Here is a 17,979-nt window from a genome sequence, read left to right on the forward strand (position 1 = left end):
GCCCGGTGTCGTCGCCGTTCGTTCGACGGGGATCAGTACCAGCCGGACGACTCCGACTTGTCCCACGCGCCGCACGGGGTGCCGTAGCGGCCGGCGATGTAGCCGAGGCCCCAGGTGATCTGGGTGGCGGGGTTGGTCTGCCAGTCGCTACCGGCCGATCCCATCTTGCTGCCGGGCAGTGCCTGCGGAATGCCGTAGGCGCCGCTCGACTTGTTCTCGGCGTAGACGTTCCAGCCGGACTCCTTGTTCCAGAGCGAGACGAGGCAGCCGAACTGGTCCTCACCCCATCCGTACTGGGCGGCCATGAGGTCGCGGGCGATCGCCTGTGCACCGCTGGGGTTCGAAGGGCCGCTCGGGCGCGAGCCGGTGGACGGCGCGGGCGTCTTGGCCTCGGCCTCGGCGGCCGCAGCTGCGGCGGCCGCGGCAGCCGCAGCGGCGGCAGCAGCCTGCTCGGCGGCGACCCGGTCGACCTCGGCCACGGCGGCGCGCACCGGCGCTGCGTGCGCCTCGGTGCGGTCGGCGAGCTCGAAGACCCGCTCGGGAGTCAGCAGGCGGTAGTTGCCGAGGGCGGCGACCGACGAGGCGAGCTGCGAGGCATCCGCCTTGCCCTGCGCGGAGACGAGCGTGTCGTTCGCTGCGGCGAGGGTGTCGTTCGCCGTCTTGACCGCACGCGCCTCGAGGATGCCGGCGTGCGAGCCGAGCTGCTCGACATCGAGGTTCGCGGCGTCGCGCAAGGCGTCGGTCTCGGCGACGCTGTCGTTCGTGGCCGCGACGGCGGACTGCACGGCGAACCCGGTGCCGACCATGGCGCCGATGGCGACGACGGCACCGGCCGCGAGCATGGGGCCGCTCCTCCAGAGGGGACGGCTCCGGCGCGACCGGGGGCGCAGGGCTTCGTTCTCAGGGGCTTCGGACGAGATGTTGTTTTCAGAAGATGAAGGCTGGTTCTGCATGACTTTCACAAGGCGGATCGGCGTGCGCTGCGCGCTGGACGACCCTTGTTCGACGATCCACAGGCGGGGGCGCCCGGGCGAAGTGGCCAGTCTGCCGAGGCCTTCTGGACAGAACCTCAGCTTCCCCTGTGAAAGTCATCCAAATCAGGAACCGGGTCCGACGGCTGTGCAAGCCGGCCCGCCGACGGAATCAGTACCAGTTGTTCGCCTGGAAATGGGCCCACGCGCCGCACGCCGTGCCGTATCTTCCGGCCACGTACCCGAGGCCCCAGCTGATCTGCGTGGCCGCGCTCGTCTGCCAATCGGCGCCCGCCGAGGCCATCTTGCTGCCGGGCAGCGCCTGCGGGATCCCGTAGGCGCCGCCCGGGCTGCCCGCGGTGACGTTCCACCCGGATTCCCGGTTCCAGAGCTCAACGAGGCAGCCGAACTGGTCGTCGCCCCACCCGTAGCGGGCGGCCATCATGTCGCGGGCGATGACCTGCGCCTCGCTCGGGTTCGCCGGCGCCGCGGGCGCGGGCCCGCCGCCCGCCGGCGGCGTCGCCGCATCGCGCTCGGCCGCGGCGCGTTCGGCGGCGGCACGCTCGGCGGCAGCCTGCGCGGCAGCGGCCTGCTCCGCCGCAACGCGGTCGAACTCCACGACCGCGGCCTGCACCGTGACCGCGTGGGCGCGTGCCGCATCGGCGAGTTCGAAGACCCGTTCCGGCGCGAGCAGCTCGTACGACCTCAGCGCGGCGACGGATGCCTCGAGGTCCGACGCATCCGATTTGCCGCCGGCTGCGGCGATCACGGCCTCCGCCGCTCCCAGCGCATCGACGGCATCCTGGGCGGCCCTCGCATCGAGGATGCCCCCGTGGGTGCCCAGTTGGCTCGCATCGAGGTCGGTCGCCGCCGCGAGCTGGGCGGTCTCGGCGACCTGCTCCGCGGCCAGTTGCGCACGCTCGGCGACGGTGTCGTTCGAGATCACGCCGGTGCCCGCGACGGCGGCCAGTGCGAGCACGGCGGCTCCGGACGCCGCTGCGCGCCAGCGCGCGGGTCGTGGGCGCCGGCCTGGGGAGCCTGGTCCGGTCGTTCCGCCCGTCGTGGGCCGTGCGGTGGACGAGATTCCGGACGCTTCGCTCATGCTTCTCCCCAGCGGGAGACGCGACACACCGGCCGATCCCCCATCGTGCGACGATCCGCGAGCGCCTTCCGCCCGCGGGAAGTTGCCAATCCGCACAGACTAACCGAAGGGTTCCTCGGGTTCGCAACCCCTTCGTGACAGGTGTCACGCCCGTTCATGTCGGGGTGTTTCATGCGACGAGGGCGGAGAACCTTGCCTCGGTAGGGTGGTCGTCGTGCGAACCCCCCTCCTCTCCCTCCTCCTCGTCGGCGTCCTCGCGTTGAGCGGATGCGCCGCCGCGACCCCCGCCCCGACCGCCGATCCGACCGCAACGGCGGGCGCAGACGCGGGTGCAGAGGCCGGCGCCGACTGCGACGGCATCGGCGTGGTCGTCGACTTCGGCACGCTCGACGCCGAAGGCGCGTCGAGCTGCGTCGACGCGACCTCGACGACCGCTGCGACCGCGGCGCTCGACGACGCCGGTGTCACGACCGAAGGCTCGGTCGAGTGGGGTGACGCGATCGTCTGCCGGGTGAACGACCGACCCGGGCCCGATGAGACGGTCGAGGTCGCGGGCGAGGCGTCGTTCGTCGAATCCTGCCAGTCGATGCCGCCCGCCTACGCGTACTGGGCGCTCTGGGTGAAGACCTCGGCCGATGCCGAGTGGGAGTACGCGCAAGAAGGACTCGGCACCCTCGAGCTCGAGCCGGGGCAGACCGTCGGCCTCGTCTACACGACCGGCACGGAGACTCCGACCCCGGCCGGATGATGCGGTACCGCGCGGCACCACTGCGGGCGGCGGCGATCGTCGCGGCGGTGTTCGTGGTGTCGCGCGTCGTCTACCGCATGGCGTTCGGCGGAACCTCGGGTGGCGGAGTGCTGCTCATCGACCTGCCGAGGGTTCCGCTCGACGGCCCGTTCGCGCACATCGCGCTCTTCGGGCCGATCACGAGCGGCGGCGTCTGGAACGCCGTGGTCAGCGCGCTGCCGTTCGCAGCCGTGATCCTCGCGTTCGGCGTGCTCAACGCGATCATCGACGTGCAGCGTCTCTTCGTGCTCGGTTCGACCCGCGGCCCGATCCGCGCCGTCTCCCGCGCGCTCGTCATCGCCTGGGCCACCGCGCCGGCGCTCGCGCAGTCGGTGCGGCAGATGCGTCGTGCCGCCGCACTCCGAGGCGAGCGCGGCCCGGCGGCCCTGCTCGTGCCCGTGTTCGAGCACACGGTCGAACGGGCCCTCGCCCTCGCCGCGTCGATGGAGGTGCGCGGATTCGCGGCATCCGCCCGACCGACCGGCGATGCCGACCGGCCCGCGCGACTCACCGCGGTCTCACTCGATCAGGGCGGTGCCTGGCGCCTCGACGACGTCGATCTCGACCTCGCGCCGGGCAGCCTCGTGGTCGTGTCGGGCGCGACGGGCTCGGGCAAGTCGAGCCTGCTCGACGCGATGAGCGGACTCTTCCAGCACTTCGAGGGCGGACACCAGGGCGGGCGCATCGAGATCGGCGGGCTCGATCGCCGCCGATTCCCGCCGCGCGAGACGGCCGGCTGCGTCGGCGTCGTCGCCCAGCACGTGCGGCTCTCGTTCGTGGCCGAGACCGTGCGCGACGAGATCGGCTTCGCGCTCGCGACGCAGGGCATCGACGCCGCGATCGTCGATGAGCGCGCGCGACAGACGGCCGACGAGCTCGGCATCGCCCGGCTGTTCGGGCGACCCGTCACCGCGCTCTCCGCCGGCGAGGCGACGCTCGTCGCGATCGCAGCGGCACTCGTCTCCCGCCCGGCCCTGCTGCTCGTCGATGAACCGCTCGCCGAACTCGACTCGGCGGCGCGACGTCTCGTGTGCGAGGTGCTCGACCGGGTCGCGCACGAGTCGGGCACGAGCGTCGTCGTCGCCGAGCATGCCACCGGCGAGTGGCGCGGCATCGCCGACTCCTGGGTCGCGATCGACGGCGGGCGCGTCGTAACGGGCGTGGCACCGGCACCGGCACCGGCACCGGCACCGGCGAGCCTGCTGTCCTCCCGGGCGGACGGCGACGGTCGGACCGCGCCCGCGACGGGGCATCCGCTCGTCTCGGTGCAGGGCCTCGACGCTCGGCACGGCGACACCGTCGCGGTCCACGATGCGCGGTTCACGCTGTGCGCCGGGGAGGCCGTCGCGATCACCGGCGCGAACGGCGCGGGCAAGTCCAGCCTGCTGGGGGCGATGGCGGTGCCGGATGCCGCGGGCTCGGTCACGATCGGCGGCGCAGACGTCGCCGCCCTCGACCCGGCGGCGCGGCGACGCGCGATCTCGCTCGTTCCCGAGCAGTTCGACGATCTCTTCTTCAGCACGACGGTCGCCGCCGAGTGCCACCGGGCCGATCGTCGGAATCGGCCGGCGACGCCGACCGTGCAGACGTTCGCGGCGTTGCTCGGCCGCGACCTCGACGAGGGCATGCTCCTGCGGCATCCTCGGGACCTCTCGGCGGGCGAGCGGCTGTGCCTCGCGATCGCGATCCAGCTCGCTCCCTCCCCCGCCGCGCTGCTCGTCGACGAACCGGCGCGAGGACTCGACGCGGCGGCGCGAGCTCTCGTGGGCGAAACGCTCGTCACGGCGGCGAGCGATGGCCGCGTCGTGCTGTTCGCGACGCACGATCGCGAGTTCGCCACTCGGTTCGCGAGCCGTGAGCTCACGATCGTGCGAGGCGTGGTCTCACCCGCTCCGCTCGTCACGGCGGCGGTGGTCTCGTGACCGCCGTCGAGCCCCGATCCGACCGGCACGTCGCTCGCGACGGTGGCGTCGACGGCTCCCCTCGAGACCGCGCCGTCCTTCGTCGCGAGCGCATCACCACCGCGGCGCTCCTCGCCGGCAGCACCCTCGCCCTCGCCGCCTTCGGCTGGCCGCTCGTCGCGACGGCGGTGCCGGCGGACGCGCAGCGCGCTGCGCCGTTCGTGGCCTTCGCGGTGCTCCCCGCCGTCATCGCCGTCGTGCTCGCCGCCCTCGATCGGCAGATGCACTCGGCGAAGGCGGTGGCGCTGCTCGGCGTGCTCGCCGCGATCGGCGCCGGCATCCGCATCGCGGGAGCCGGTGTCGGCGGCATCGAGGCCGTCTTCGTCCTGCTGATCCTCGCCGGGCGGGCGTTCGGCGCCCGGTTCGGCTTCCTGCTCGGCATGCTCACGATCGCCGTGTCATCGGTGCTCTGGGGCGGCATCGGTCCGTGGACGCCGTTCCAGATGTTCGCGTGCGCGTGGGTCGCCGCCGGTGCCGGCCTGCTGCCGGCGATCCGCCCGCGCGCGGCGACCACGGCGGGCGTGCGCCGCGCGACCGCCCTCGAGATCGCCATGCTCGCGGCCTACGGAGTGGTCGCCTCCTACGCGTTCGGCCTCGTGATGAACCTCTGGTTCTGGCCGTTCGCGGTGGGCATGGGCACCGACATCTCCTATGACGGAGCGGCGCCGATCGGCGAGAACCTCGCCTCGTTCGCGCTGTACTCGCTCGTGACCTCGACGCTCACCTGGGACACGGTGCGCGCGGTCACGACCGTCGTCGGCATCGCCCTGATCGGCCCGGCCGTGCTCGCCTCGCTCCGGCGCGCGAAGCTGCCGTCGCACCGCCGCTCGGCCCGGCGCCCCTAGACCGCGACCCCGGCCCCGCTCCTAGACCGAGAAGTACTTCGCCTCGGGGTGATGGAAGACGAACGCGTCGGTCGACTGCTCGGGGTGCAGCTGCAGCTCCTCCGAGAGCACGACGCCCATGCGCTCGGGCTTCAGCAGCTCGACGACCTTGCGACGGTCTTCCATGTCGGGGCACGCCGGATAGCCGAGCGAGAAGCGCGCACCCCGGTAGTGCAGCTTGAAGAGCCCGGCGACGTCGTCGGGGTCCTCGCCGCCGAGACCCAGTTCGTCGCGCACTCGCGAGTGCCAGTACTCGGCGAGCGCCTCGGTGAGCTGCATCGCGAGGCCGTTGAGCTCGAGGTATTCGCGGTAGCGGTTCTCGGCGAAGATCTTCGCCGTCGCCTCGCTGACCCGCTGTCCCGCCGTCACGAGCTGCACGGCCACGACGTCGACCTGCCCCGAGTCCCTCGAGCGCACGAAGTCGGCGAGGCAGAGGTGACGATCACGGCGCTGCCGCGGAAAGTGGAATCGCAGCCGATCGCTGCCGATCGCACCGCCCGAGCCGCCGTCGGGGGCGAGCAGTCCTGCGGTGCCGAGAAGCCCCTCGGGGTCGTCGCCGTGGTGCAGCACGACCATGTCGTCGCCATCGGCGACCACCGGGAAGTAGCCGTAGGCGACCGAGGCGTCGAGCAGCCCCTCGGCGAGGATCCGGTCGAGCCAGTACCGCAGTCGCGGCCGCCCCTCGGTCTCGACGAGCTCGTCGTAGCTCGCACCGTCGTCGGCGCGGCTCGGCTTCAGGCCCCACTGCCCCATGAAGGTCGCGCGCTCGTCGAGGAACGCGGAGTATTCGGCGAGCGCGATGCCCTTGACGATGCGGGTGCCCCAGAACGGCGGTGTCGGCACGGGGTTGTCGGCTGCGACATCCGATCGTGCCGGCATCTCCTCGGGCTCGGTGACGGTGAGCAGGCCCGGCCGGTGGATCCGCTTCTTCAGCGCGGGCAGCCCGACCGCTGCGGGGTCGGCGCCGCGGGCGATCGCCACGAGCGGCTCCATGAGCGCGAGGCCCTCGAAGGCGTCGCGGGCGTAGCGCACCTCGCCGTCGAAGATGCCGGCGAGGTCGTCCTCGACGTAGGTGCGGGTCAGCGCGGCGCCGCCGAGGATGACGGGCCAGCGCTTGGCGAGCCCCCTGGCGTTCAGCTCCTCGAGGTTCTCCTTCATGACGACGGTCGACTTCACGAGCAGGCCCGACATGCCGATCACGTCGGCGTCGTGCTCCTCGGCTGCCTTGATGATGTCGGCGATGGGCTGCTTGATGCCGAGGTTGATCACCTCGTAGCCGTTGTTCGAGAGGATGATGTCGACGAGGTTCTTGCCGATGTCGTGCACGTCGCCGCGCACCGTGGCGATGACCATCTTGCCCTTGCCGCCGGCCGCCGACTTCTCCATGTGCGGTTCGAGGAGGGCCACGGCGCTCTTCATCACCTCGGCGGACTGCAGCACGAACGGCAGCTGCATCTCGCCCGAGCCGAAGCGCTCGCCGACGACCTTCATGCCCTCGAGCAGGTGCACGTTGATGATGTCGATCGCACTGAGGCCGCCCGCCCGCGCGAGGTCGAGGTCGGCCTCGAGCCCCTTGGCTTCGCCGTCGATGATGCGGCGTTCGAGGCGTTCGCCCACGGGCAGCGCTGCGAGCTCGGCGGCACGCGCGTCGCGGATCGCGGCCATGTCGACGCCCGCGAAGAGGTCGAGCATCGCCACGAGCGGGTCGTAGGTCAGGGTGCCGTCGGCGTCGTACTCGCGCCGGTCCCACACGAGGTCGAGGGCGACCTTGCGCCGGTCCTCGGGCACCGAGGCGAGCGGCACGATCTTCGCCGCGTCGACGATCGCGCTCGTGAGCCCGGCCTCGACCGCTTCGTGCAGGAACACCGAGTTCAGCACCGATCGCGCGGCGGGGTTCAGTCCGAACGAGACGTTCGAGACGCCGAGCGTCGTGTTGATGCCCGGGTACTTCGTGGTGATCTGCCGGATCGCGTCGATCGTCTCGATGGCGTCGCGCCGCGTCTCCTCCTGCCCGGTGGCGATCGGGAAGGTCAGGGCGTCGACGATGATGTCGTCGACGCGCATGCCCCATTCGCCGACGAGGGTGTCGACGAGCCGCGAGGCGATGCGCACCTTGTTCTCCGCGGTGCGCGCCTGCCCCTCCTCGTCGATCGTGAGGGCGATGACGGCGGCGCCGTGCTCCTTCACGAGCGGCATGATGCGGGCGAAGCGGCTGGTGCCGCCCTCGCCGTCTTCGAAGTTGACGGAGTTGACGACCGGCCGGCCGCCGATGAGCTCGAGCCCGGCCTGCAGCACGGCGGGCTCGGTCGAGTCGACCACGAGCGGCAGCGTCGAGGCGCTCGCGAGACGCGAGACGACCTCGCGGATGTCGGCGACGCCGTCGCGCCCGACGTAGTCGACGCACACGTCGAGCAGGTTGGCGCCGTCGCGCACCTGGTTCCGGGCGATGTCGACGCAGTCGTCCCATCGCTCCTCGAGCATCGCCTCGCGGAACGCCTTCGAGCCGTTGGCGTTGGTGCGCTCCCCGATCGCGAGGTACGAGCTCTCCTGCTCGAAGCTCACGTGCTGGTAGAGGCTCGCGACGCCGGGGTCGGCTTCGACACGACGAACGGATGCCTCGGCGCCCCGGAGCCTCGCGACGACGGCGCTCATGTGCGCCGGCGTGGTGCCGCAGCATCCGCCGACGAGGCCGAGGCCGAATTCGCGCACGAACTGCTCGTGCGCGGTCGCGAGCTCTTCGGGCGTGAGCGGGTAGCTCGCGCCGTTCGCACCGAGCACCGGCAGGCCCGCGTTCGGCATGCACATGACCGGCACGTTCGAGAACTTCGAGAGGTGGCGCAGGTGCTCGCTCATCTCGTCGGGCCCGGTCGCGCAGTTCAGGCCGATCGCGTCGACGCCGAGCGGTTCGAGGGCGGTGAGCGCCGCGCCGATCTCGGAGCCCATGAGCATGGTGCCGGTCGTCTCGACGGTCACCTCGACGAAGATCGGCAGTCGCACGCCGGTGGCGGCGATCGCCTGCTTGCAGCCGTTCACGGCGCTCTTGGTCTGCAGCAGGTCCTGCGAGGTCTCGACGAGGAAGGCGTCGGCGCCGCCGCGGATCAGGCCCTCCGCCTGCAGGGCGAACGTCGACTTGAGGTGCGCGTAGCTCGTGTGCCCGAGGCTCGGCAGTTTCGTGCCCGGGCCCATGGAGCCGAGCACCCAGCGCTCGCGCCCGTCGCGCGCCTGCCAGGCCTCTGCGCGCTCGCGGGCGATCGCCGCACCCGCGGCGGCGAGCTCCTCGATGCGGTCGTCGATGCCGTAGTCGGAGAGGTTCGACCAGTTCGCCCCGAACGTGTTCGTCTCGACGGCGTCGATGCCGGTCTCGAAGTAGGCGTCGTGGATCCGCCCGATGATGTCGGGGCGGCTGACGTTCAGGATCTCGTTGCAGCCCTCGAGCTGCTGGTAGTCGTCGAGGCTCGGGTCGTGCTCCTGCAGCATCGTGCCCATCGCGCCGTCGGCGATCACGACGCGCCCCGCGAGTGCCTCGAGCAGGTGCACCGACCGCTCGGGTCGCACCGCGCCCTCGATGTCGGTCGAGGCGGGGTCCGTCTGCGCTGAGGCCTGGGTCACCCGGCAATCGTAACGATCGAGGCTCTCGCCGCGCCTCGTGTGACGGCGCCGCCGTCATGTGTGGGCATGTCTGGGATCAGTGTTTCGCCAGGCGGTCGGGGCGGGTGCGAGCCGTGCGCCCGAGCCGGACCAGCATGACGCCGGCACCGGCGAGCAGCGCTGAAGTGAGCCCACCGACCGCGGGGTCGTTCGGGCCCATGTCGGGCAGTCGCTCGATCGCGACACCGGGCGGCACGGCCGCAGCGCCGCCTGCGGGCGGCTCGGTCGGGCCCGGCCCGGGCTCGGGCGCAAGTGCTCGGGTGTCGATGCGCACGACGTCCTGGTGCGCACCCGGCTCCGACCGGGGCAACGCCTCGACGACGACACCAGACGGATCGGTGTACCGCTCGCCTGGAGCGAGCGGTGCCAACGCGGATTCGCCGAGACTCTCGAATGGCGGCGCACCGTCGGGCATCATGACCTGGATCGGACCGTTGCCGGAGAGGACGTCGGTACGCACTCGAGAGACGAGCGCGCCGGGCTTGACATCGACGTTCTCGTCGTAGGCATCGGGCTGACGTGACTCGACGACGAGCACCTCGAACTCCGACAGGCGCACGACTGCGATGGTGGACCGTCCGCGAAGGCCGAGCGAGTCCAAGGTGATCACGCTCATCGTGCCGGTCGCGATACAGGAGACTGCGCTGTCGTCGATCCAGCCGAGACGCCAGAGGTGCCAACCGAAGAACTCCCGCCCCCGGCCGGCGGCGTAGCCCATCGGGTCCCAGGTGCCGGTGTACTGGTAGCCGAAGTCGTCGCGCCCCGCGGAGCTGTCGTACAGGTCGGGAAGGCCGACGGTGTGTCCGCTCTCGTGCACGACCAGCCACTCCCGGAACGCGTCGAAGTTCTCCTGATCGAAGATCACCGCCCGGGTCAGCGTTCCCTCCATACTCTCGACGAAGGTCGGGTGAAGCTCGAAGGATCGGTCCATGAGACTGTTGGGCGGCACGATGAGCCAGAGGACATCCGTCTCCGAGAAGTCGACGAGTCCATCGACCGCTGCGACCGCGGCGGTCAGCAGCGGCATGGGCCGCCCCACGTACTCCGTGAGGGGCATCGGAAGGCGCGACCACTGCGTCACGGACTCGTGTTCCAGGTCGAGCCGGCCACCGGACTGCGTGTCGAGGATATCGATGCCGTTGCCGAGCAGTTCCTCGGTCGCCGCGATCGTGGCAGGGTCGCCCGGCACGTCGGTGAAATCCGCGTAGATCGCGGTGATGCGCGCCGCGCCCGTCGACGGCAGTGCGCTGTCCTCGATGGGGAAGCCCTCGTACGGCCAGGCCAGGTTCGACGTCGGCTGGCACTCCTCCAGCGAAGCGAGGGCGGGCGGCGGCTGGGTTGCGGCCAGTGCGGCGGGCGGCGCCGCGAGCGCCGATGACGCGAGGATCACGGCAGAGCCGAGAACGGTCGAGAGTCGTGGCGTCGCTGCAGGCGCAGGCACCCCACCAGTGTGGCGCGCGGGAGGGACCGGCACGACCCCGCGTTCGGGGAGAACCCTGCCATTCGCGCGGGAGGTAACGGTGCAATGGGTTGCGCTGAGTGATGCGGCATCCGTTCTCAGCGAACCCACAGCTGGCAGCGGGCCCTGACGGAACAGCATCGGCTCCCCCGCTGTTCTTCTCAGTGGGCGTCGCAGCCGGCGGCGCCGAATCAGGAGGACCACGTGTCACAGGACTACCGGAAGACTCCCGAGGCCATCGCCCGCCTCACCCCGAAGCAGTACTCGGTCACCCAGGAGGACGGCACCGAGCCGGCCTTCCGCAACGAGTACTGGGACAACCACGAGCCCGGCATCTACGTCGACGTCGTCTCGGGGCAGCCGCTGTTCGCCTCGACCGACAAGTACGACAGCCGATCGGGCTGGCCGAGCTTCACGAAGCCGATCGAGCCCGATGCGGTGACCGAGAAGACCGACCGCTCGCTCTTCATGAAGCGCGTCGAGGTGCGGTCGACCGGTGCCGACAGCCACCTCGGCCACGTCTTCGACGACGGCCCGGCCGACGCGGGCGGGCTCCGCTACTGCATGAACTCCGCGGCCCTGCGTTTCGTTCCGCTCGCCGAGCTGGACGAGGCGGGCTACGGTCGATACCGCGCACTGTTCGAGAACCAGGAGAACGCACGATGACTGCACGAACCGAGACCGCGATCCTCGCCGGCGGCTGTTTCTGGGGCATGGAGGACCTGATCCGCAAGCGCCCCGGAGTGCTCACCACTCGCGTCGGCTACACGGGCGGCGACGTGCCGAACGCGACGTACCGCAACCACGGCACGCACGCCGAGGCGATCGAGATCGTGTTCGACCCCGAGGTCGAGTCGTTCCGCGACCTCCTCGAGTTCTTCTTCCAGATCCACGACCCGTCGACGCTGAACCGCCAGGGCAACGACATCGGCACGAGCTACCGCTCGGCGATCTTCCCGACGAGCGACGAGCAGCAGGCGGTCGCCCTCGACACCATCGCAGACGTCGACGCGTCCGGGCTCTGGCCGGGCCCCGCGACGACCGAGGTCGCGCCCGCCGGTCCCTTCTGGGAGGCGGAGCCCGAGCACCAGGACTACCTGGAGAAGTACCCGAACGGCTACACGTGCCACTTCGTGCGGCCGGGCTGGAAGCTGCCGAAGCGCGACAGCGAGCCCGCTGCGTAGCCCAGCGTGAATCCGAGCCCCGGCGATCGACCGATCGCCGGGGCTCGATCGCGTCCGGCGTCAGGTCGGGCGCCGCGCCGGCGAGCGTCCTGCGCCGGGTCTGGCGCCGACGGGTGTCCGACCGGCAGGATGAGCTGGTGCAACCACTCAGCGAAGAGCGGGCACCCCTCGAGGGTGTCATCGAGACCTCCACCGGCGCCCTCCGCGGCGAGACCGTCGACGGCATCACCCGCCACCTGGGAGTGCCGTACGCCGCACCGCCCTTCGGCGAGCGCCGGTTCCGCCTGCCGGCTCCGGTCGAACCCTGGCCGGGCGTCCGCGACGCGACGACCTTCGGGCCGACCGCTCCGCAGTCGCCGTACACCGGCGCGCTCGGCGAACTGCTCCCCACCGTCGCGATCCCCGGCGACGAGATCCTGAACGTCAACATCTGGTCGCCGGCGGATGCCGCGGCGACGCCGTACCCCGTCATGGTCTGGATGCACGGCGGGTCGCTGAAGCACGGGTCGAACGCGCTGCCCGGCTACGACGGGTCGACCTTCGCCCGCGACGGCGTGGTGTTCGTCTCCGTCAACTACCGCCTCGGCACCGAGGGCTTCTCGGTGCTCGAGGGCGCTCCCCTGAACCTCGGCCTGCACGACCAGCTCGCGGCGCTGCGCTGGGTGCAGCGCGAGATCGCGGCGTTCGGCGGCGACCCCGCCCGGGTCACGGTCTTCGGGCAGTCGGCGGGCGGCGCGACCGTCGCAGCGCTCGCGGCGTCGCCGGTCGCGAGCGAGGTGATGCAGCGGGCGATCGTCATGAGCGGGCCGCTCGAGGCGAAGGCGCCGGCCGATGCGGGCAGGATCACCGCGCTCATCGCCCGTGAGCTCGGCATCGCGGCGACGCGCGACGCGTTCGCGGCGGTCGAGCCCGATCGTCTGGTGGCCGCGCAGGCCAAGGTGATCGCGGGCGCCTCCCCGCTCGGCGGTGGTCCCGCGTTCACCATCGCGATCGACGAGGAGCTCGTGCCGGTCTCTCCCTCCGACGCGTTCGCGGCCGGCGCCTCCTCCAACGTGCCGCTCCTCATCGGCACGACGACCGAGGAGTACCGCCTCTGGCTCGTGCCGAGCGGCGCCGTCGACAAGATCACGCGGCTGCACCTCGCCATCGGCCGTCGCGCCGCGAAGATCTCCGCGGCAGCGGTGCGACGGTATCGCGCGAACCGACCGGGAGCGAAGCACGGCGAGGTCTTCGGCGCGATCCTCACCGACGTGCTGCTGCGTCGCTCCGAGTACCGGGTGGCCGATGCGCGGGCGGCGGCGGGCGCACCGACGTGGGTCTACGAGTTCGCGTGGCGGAGCCCGGTGCGGGAGCTCGGCGCGGCGCACGCGGTGGAGCTCGGCTTCGTCTTCGACGGCCTCGCGGTGCCCGACTCCGTGGCGCTCGCCGGGGCATCCGCTCCGCAGTCGCTCGCCTCGGCGATGCACGGCGCATGGATCGCGTTCGCCGTATCGGGCGATCCCGGCTGGTCGCCCTGGAGCGCCGAGCGCCCGGTGCGCGTGTTCGACGGCGACGGCGACCCGGTCGTGCCGGCGCCCCGTCTCGACGAGCTGCAGGAGCTCGGCGGCTGAGACGGCAGCGGGTCAGCTCGGCGCGTCAGGCGGCCGCCGAGCGGACCCGATCGTGCAACAGCTTCGCGGCCAGACCCAACGCCTGTTCGGCGGCGGGCTGGCGCTGCGCCGGAACCGACGACTCGCTGAGCACCGCGATGGCGAGCGCGCGACCGTCGGCGTGTTCGAGCACGCCGACCTCGTGGCGCAGGTGCAGGAACGTTCCCGTCTTCGAGTGCCACGCGGCGTCGTCGGACTCGAGGTCGGGAGCGAGTCGCTGGCGCATGACGTTCATCGCCAGGAGGCTGCGCAGCCGATCCCTCTGAGGGTGGAGTGCCGGTGACCGCCAGATGCGGTCGAGGAGCTCGACGCACGCGTGCGCGGTGCCCGCGTTCGCGCTCGAGACGTCGAGCTGGGGAATCAGGTGGCCGCCGCCGCGGGTCGACGCCCGGATGGCGAGGGAGAGCGCCTGCGGCATCTGCTCGGGCGGCAGCACGCTCGCGAGGGTGCGGTGCAGCTCGCTGATCGAGTGCCGCACGGTGATGCCGGCGATGCCCGTCTCGCGCAGCGATGCGGTGACCGCGGCCGGTGGGCAGAGTCCGAACAGCGCATCGGCCGCCGTGTCGTCGCTGAGGCAGACGGCCATGTAGAGCAGGTCCTCGATCGACACGGTCGTCGAATGACGGAATCGGCTGTATCCGGTCTGTCCCGGCGTTCGATCCTCGGGCGCGAGGGTCACCGGCCGAGCCGCGTCGAGCACGCCCTCGTCGATGCGCTGCAGCACGGCGAGCGCGAGCGGGAGCTTGACGACGGAGGCGAGGGGGTAGGCCTCGTCGGCGGCGATCGACAGCTGGCGACCGCTCTCGAGGTCGCGCACGACGATCGATGCGCGGAGCCCCGCCGAGCGCAGGACCTCGGCGGCGTCGCGGAGCACGGCGCGATCAGTCTGCACGTGTGCCGCTCGGCGTCGGCAGGGCCAAGCTCTCGCTGCCGGCGACCGCGTCGGACTGCAGCAGTTCGGCGACCCGCGCACCCGCGACCTCGAGGAACCGCGAGCCGAGCTCCCGTTCGCGAGCTGCGATGGCGTATCCGCGCACGAGTCGCAGATCGCCGAGCGCTCGCCATCGCAGCCCGAACGCGCCGGCTTCGGCGCTCGTGCAGAGCACCACGTCGCCGCCGAGCGCTGCCGACATCGCGGTGATGAGCGACGGCGCGGTTCGGAGCTGTGCCGGCGCGAGTCCGGCGCCGTTCCGCACCCGCTCGAGGCGATCGCGGACGTGCGGCACGTCGTCCTCGGGTTGCAGCCAGATCCTGACGAGCGAGCGGATGCCGCGGCGCGGCCGCAACTCGGTGACGAAGAAGTCGCCCTCGGCGAGGCTCGGCCCGGCGACACCGACCCCGAGGGCCGTCGCCCATCGTGCCCGGTCGGGAGCCACGGGGTCGATGCTGAGCGAGGTGCGCCCGGCCGCGAACGCCGCCTCCCGCTCTGCGGGGAGTCCGGGCACGAACTCGACCGTCATCGATCGACCGGCTGCGGCGGCGGCGATCGTCGCCGCAGCTGCCTGCCCGAAGGCGTGCGGCACGCCAACCGTCACCGGCAGCCGGTGCGACCGCTCGGCGTCCTCGGAGAGTTCGAGGGCGGCGTCGACGAGCTTGACCGCGCTCGGCAACACCCCTCGACCGAACTCGGTCAGCACCACGCGGCGCGAGGTGCGCTCGAAGAGACGTGCTCCGAGGTGCGCCTCGAGCGCCGCGATGCGCCGACTCGCCACGGATTGGGTGACACCGGCCCCGATCGCGCCGGCCGTGAAGCTCTCGCGTTCGGCGACGGACACGAACGCCTCGCACGCGGCCCGCAGATCGAGGTGTCGTGCCATGCATGCGATTCTTGCATCGATCGGGTCCATACGGCCTTTGCCTGCATCGACGGGTCGCCGACAGACTCCCGGACATGACCACTCGACCGAATTCCAGCCAGCTCTCCCGACGATCCATGCTCGCCATCGGCGGCCTCACCACGGCCGGCGCGGCGGCCACCGCATTCTCGGCGGCGCCCGCGTTCGCAGCACCGTCCGCACCCGCCGTCGGCGGCCACCGACGGCTCGCCGAGGCCATCGCGGAGCTCGAGCGGGCGACATCCGTCACCATCGGCGTCACCGCGCTGTGGCACGACTCGCGGCGGGCCTTCCGGTACCGCGGCGACGAGCGCTTCCCGATGTGCTCCGTGTTCAAGACCCTCGCCGCGGGCGCGCTCGTCCGGGCGCGCGGGTACGACGAGGAGTACTGGACGCGGCCGATCCCGTTCACCGATGGCGACGTCGTGGGCGATTCGACGAAGCTCGACACCACGTCGTGGACGGCGACGCCGGAACAGATGGCCGACGCCGCGTTGCGGTTCAGCGACAACACGGCCGGCAACCTGCTGCTCCGCGAGCTCGGCGGCCCGCAGGCGGTGACCACCTTCGCCCGCTCCCTCGGAGCGAGCCGAACCCGGCTCGACCGACCCGAGCCGGAGGTCAACGAGGCGACGCCCGGCGATGAGCGCGACACCTCCACGCCCGACGACATCGCGATGCTCTTCCAGCTGCTGCTCGTCGACCAGGGCGCCGGCGCCCTCACCACCGCACGTCTGCAGGAATGGATGCTGCGGAACACGACCTCAGGCAAGCGGATCCTCGCGGGCCTGACCCCGCCGTTCGAGCTCGCCGACAAGACCGGCCTCGGCGGCTACGGCGTCGTCAACGACGCCGGCGTCGTCTGGCGTCCAGGAGAGCAGGCGCTCACGCTCGCGATCCTGACGCGCACCGACCGCGCCGACGCGCCGAGCAACCACGACGTGCTCGCCGACGTCACGCGGCTCATCGTCGCAGTCTGACGAACGAAGCGCCCCATGTGCAGAGTGTCGATTCGACGTTCATCTTCGTGCACCCTGCACATGGGGTGGCAGTCCTCCCGTGACTAACGTGAGCGAAAACGTTCCCCCAGCTTGAAGGACGCTCATGGCTCGCTTGGCTCACGCAGACGACTTCGCCCTCTCCCGTGTCACCCCCGAGGCGCAGAAGCCCTGGTTCGGCATCGCGGTGCAGCGGTTCGGACAGGTCTCGGCACTCTCGCAGTTCCTGCTCGGCGCCACCCTCGGGTACAGCATGACGTTCGGAGAGGCGGCGCTCGCGCTGCTGCTCGGCTCGATCATCCTCGAGGTGATCATGTGCATCGTCGGCATCATCGGCCAGAAGGAGGGCCTGAACACGGCACTGCTGGCGCGCTGGACCGGCTTCGGCGAGATCGGCGCCTCGCTCGTCGGCCTCGCGATCGGCATCAGCCTGATCGGCTGGTTCGGCATCCAGAGCGCCATCTCGGCCGAGTCGCTCGACGTGCTCATGCCGGGCGTCATGCCCGCCTGGGCGTGGAGCCTCATCTTCGGCCTCGTCGTGACTGCGATCGTCGCGTTCGGCTTCAAGGGCATGCAGTGGCTCGCCAACATCACGGTGCCGCTGTTCCTGATCCTCGTGGGCTGGTCGGTCATCAGCGAGCTCGCGCAGCACGACATCGTGGAGCTCCTCACCGGCCCGGCCCCCGGGCCCGCCATGAGCGTCTGGACCGGAACCGGCATCGTCGCCGGCGGCCTCATCGTCGGCGCGATCATCACCGCCGACATGACGCGCTTCAATCGTTCGAAGGCCGACGTCATCAAGCAGACCGTCGTCGGCGTCAGCCTCGGCGAGTTCGTGATCGGCCTCGCCGGCGTGCTCCTCGCCCACGCGGCCGCCTCCGGCAACATCGTCGCCATCGTGACCTCGTCGATCGGCTTCGTCGGCCTCATCATCGTGATCACGGGCACGCTGAAGATCAACGACTGGAACCTGTACTCCTCGACGCTCGGCCTCGTCAACTTCATCTCGACGGCCTTCAACCGCAACCTGCACCGCGTGACCACGACGATCGTGCTCGGCGTCGTGGGCTCGGTGCTGGCCGCCGTCGGCATCCTCGGTCAGTTCACCGAGTTCCTCATCATCCTGGGCGTCGCCTTCCCGCCCATCGCAGGCATCATGGTCGCCGAGTACTTCGTGGTGAAGCGCTGGCGCACCGACCTCGACGAGACGCGCGAGTCCGGCCGGCTCCCCGTGACCGCCCCGCGCATCGTGCCGGCGACGATCGTCATCTGGGTGGTCTCCGCGCTCGTCGGCTACTTCGTCACGTGGGGCATTCCGCCCGTGCTCTCGCTCGTCGTGTCGATGGTGCTCTACATCGTCGCCGGCAAGCTCGGCTGGGTGCGGGGCATCGGCACCGCACGCACCAACCAGGTCGAGGCGCCCGTCGAGCAGGTCTCGGCCCGCTCCTAATCTCGACCACCTCCGAACTTCGCATCACACGCACCACACGCACCACCCAGA

Annotated in this window: 14 protein-coding genes; 8 read left to right on the forward strand and 6 right to left on the reverse strand. The window is 71.4% G+C overall.

What is annotated here, in order from left to right; translation table 11 throughout:
* Positions 1–32 precede the first annotated feature (32 nt).
* Positions 33–842 carry a lytic transglycosylase domain-containing protein gene (locus ACFTQE_RS14465; protein WP_376925732.1) on the reverse strand — a complete coding sequence of 270 codons (810 nt, stop codon included), beginning with the start codon at positions 840–842 and terminating at the stop codon, positions 33–35.
* A 301-nt stretch (positions 843–1,143) separates the two neighbouring features.
* Positions 1,144–1,950: a hypothetical protein gene (locus tag ACFTQE_RS14470; protein WP_376925733.1), complete on the reverse strand. Its 807-nt coding sequence runs from the start codon at positions 1,948–1,950 to the stop codon at positions 1,144–1,146.
* A gap of 337 nt (positions 1,951–2,287) precedes the next feature.
* On the opposite strand from ACFTQE_RS14470, the gene ACFTQE_RS14475 reads away from it, so the two are divergent.
* From ACFTQE_RS14475 to ACFTQE_RS14485, 3 genes are read left to right on the forward strand one after another with little or no spacing between them, the layout of a single operon-like run.
* Complete coding sequence (locus tag ACFTQE_RS14475; protein WP_376925734.1) at positions 2,288–2,821, forward strand: hypothetical protein; 534 nt, start codon at positions 2,288–2,290, stop codon at positions 2,819–2,821.
* The gene (locus ACFTQE_RS14480) at positions 2,818–4,782 is read left to right on the forward strand and encodes an ATP-binding cassette domain-containing protein (RefSeq protein WP_376925735.1); all 1,965 of its coding nucleotides are present in this window, start codon (positions 2,818–2,820) and stop codon (positions 4,780–4,782) included. The genes ACFTQE_RS14475 and ACFTQE_RS14480 overlap by 4 nt, the downstream gene beginning before the upstream one ends.
* Complete coding sequence (locus ACFTQE_RS14485; protein WP_376925736.1) at positions 4,779–5,666, forward strand: ECF transporter S component; 888 nt, start codon at positions 4,779–4,781, stop codon at positions 5,664–5,666. Before ACFTQE_RS14480 ends, ACFTQE_RS14485 begins: the two co-directional genes overlap by 4 nt.
* A 21-nt stretch (positions 5,667–5,687) precedes the next feature.
* Here the strand turns inward: ACFTQE_RS14485 and metH are convergent, their stop codons facing one another.
* Positions 5,688–9,260, reverse strand: a complete 3,573-nt coding sequence (metH, locus tag ACFTQE_RS14490; protein ID WP_376925753.1) for a methionine synthase — start codon at positions 9,258–9,260, stop codon at positions 5,688–5,690.
* A gap of 130 nt (positions 9,261–9,390) precedes the next feature.
* Positions 9,391–10,794 (reverse strand): hypothetical protein, encoded by a 1,404-nt coding sequence (locus ACFTQE_RS14495; RefSeq protein WP_376925737.1) that lies wholly within the window; start codon positions 10,792–10,794, stop codon positions 9,391–9,393.
* A 222-nt stretch (positions 10,795–11,016) separates the two neighbouring features.
* On the opposite strand from ACFTQE_RS14495, the gene msrB reads away from it, so the two are divergent.
* The 3 genes from msrB (at position 11,017) to ACFTQE_RS14510 (ending at position 13,606) form a co-directional block, all read left to right on the forward strand.
* Entirely contained in the window at positions 11,017–11,478 is a 462-nt protein-coding gene (gene msrB, locus ACFTQE_RS14500) for a peptide-methionine (R)-S-oxide reductase MsrB (protein WP_376925738.1), read from the forward strand.
* The gene (gene msrA / locus ACFTQE_RS14505) at positions 11,475–11,996 is read left to right on the forward strand and encodes a peptide-methionine (S)-S-oxide reductase MsrA (RefSeq protein WP_376925739.1); all 522 of its coding nucleotides are present in this window, start codon (positions 11,475–11,477) and stop codon (positions 11,994–11,996) included. The genes msrB and msrA overlap by 4 nt, the downstream gene beginning before the upstream one ends.
* Positions 11,997–12,133: 137 nt before the next feature.
* Positions 12,134–13,606, forward strand: a complete 1,473-nt coding sequence (locus ACFTQE_RS14510; protein ID WP_376925740.1) for a carboxylesterase/lipase family protein — start codon at positions 12,134–12,136, stop codon at positions 13,604–13,606.
* Positions 13,607–13,631: 25 nt separating this feature from the next.
* Here ACFTQE_RS14510 and ACFTQE_RS14515 read toward each other — a convergent pair whose 3' ends face one another.
* On the reverse strand, positions 13,632–14,537 hold the full coding sequence (locus ACFTQE_RS14515) for a serine hydrolase (RefSeq protein WP_376925741.1): 906 nt from the start codon (positions 14,535–14,537) through the stop codon (positions 13,632–13,634).
* A complete protein-coding gene (locus tag ACFTQE_RS14520) occupies positions 14,527–15,462 on the reverse strand; it encodes a LysR family transcriptional regulator (RefSeq protein WP_376925742.1) in 936 nt (311 codons plus the stop codon). The genes ACFTQE_RS14515 and ACFTQE_RS14520 overlap by 11 nt, the downstream gene beginning before the upstream one ends.
* Before the next feature lie 116 nt (positions 15,463–15,578).
* Here ACFTQE_RS14520 and bla point away from each other — a divergent pair, with 116 nt between their 5' ends.
* Both bla and ACFTQE_RS14530 read left to right on the forward strand, forming a co-directional pair.
* Positions 15,579–16,460 carry a class A beta-lactamase gene (gene bla / locus ACFTQE_RS14525; RefSeq protein WP_376925754.1) on the forward strand — a complete coding sequence of 294 codons (882 nt, stop codon included), beginning with the start codon at positions 15,579–15,581 and terminating at the stop codon, positions 16,458–16,460.
* 124 nt (positions 16,461–16,584) lie between these two features.
* A complete protein-coding gene (locus ACFTQE_RS14530; RefSeq protein ID WP_375838399.1) occupies positions 16,585–17,928 on the forward strand; it encodes a purine-cytosine permease family protein in 1,344 nt (447 codons plus the stop codon).
* Positions 17,929–17,979 lie beyond the last annotated feature (51 nt).

This window comes from Agromyces sp. NPDC056965 (assembly GCF_042673425.1).
Taxonomy (GTDB): Bacteria; Actinomycetota; Actinomycetes; order Actinomycetales; family Microbacteriaceae; genus Agromyces.

Coding starts and splice junctions, on each gene's coding strand:
- ACFTQE_RS14465 (WP_376925732.1), bottom strand. CDS start 842: ATGCTCGCGGCCGGTGCCGTCGTCGCCATCGGCGCCATGGTCGGCACC.
- ACFTQE_RS14480 (WP_376925735.1), top strand. CDS start 2,818: ATGATGCGGTACCGCGCGGCACCACTGCGGGCGGCGGCGATCGTCGCG.
- msrA (WP_376925739.1), top strand. CDS start 11,475: ATGACTGCACGAACCGAGACCGCGATCCTCGCCGGCGGCTGTTTCTGG.
- ACFTQE_RS14520 (WP_376925742.1), bottom strand. CDS start 15,462: ATGGCACGACACCTCGATCTGCGGGCCGCGTGCGAGGCGTTCGTGTCC.
- bla (WP_376925754.1), top strand. CDS start 15,579: ATGCTCGCCATCGGCGGCCTCACCACGGCCGGCGCGGCGGCCACCGCA.
- ACFTQE_RS14530 (WP_375838399.1), top strand. CDS start 16,585: ATGGCTCGCTTGGCTCACGCAGACGACTTCGCCCTCTCCCGTGTCACC.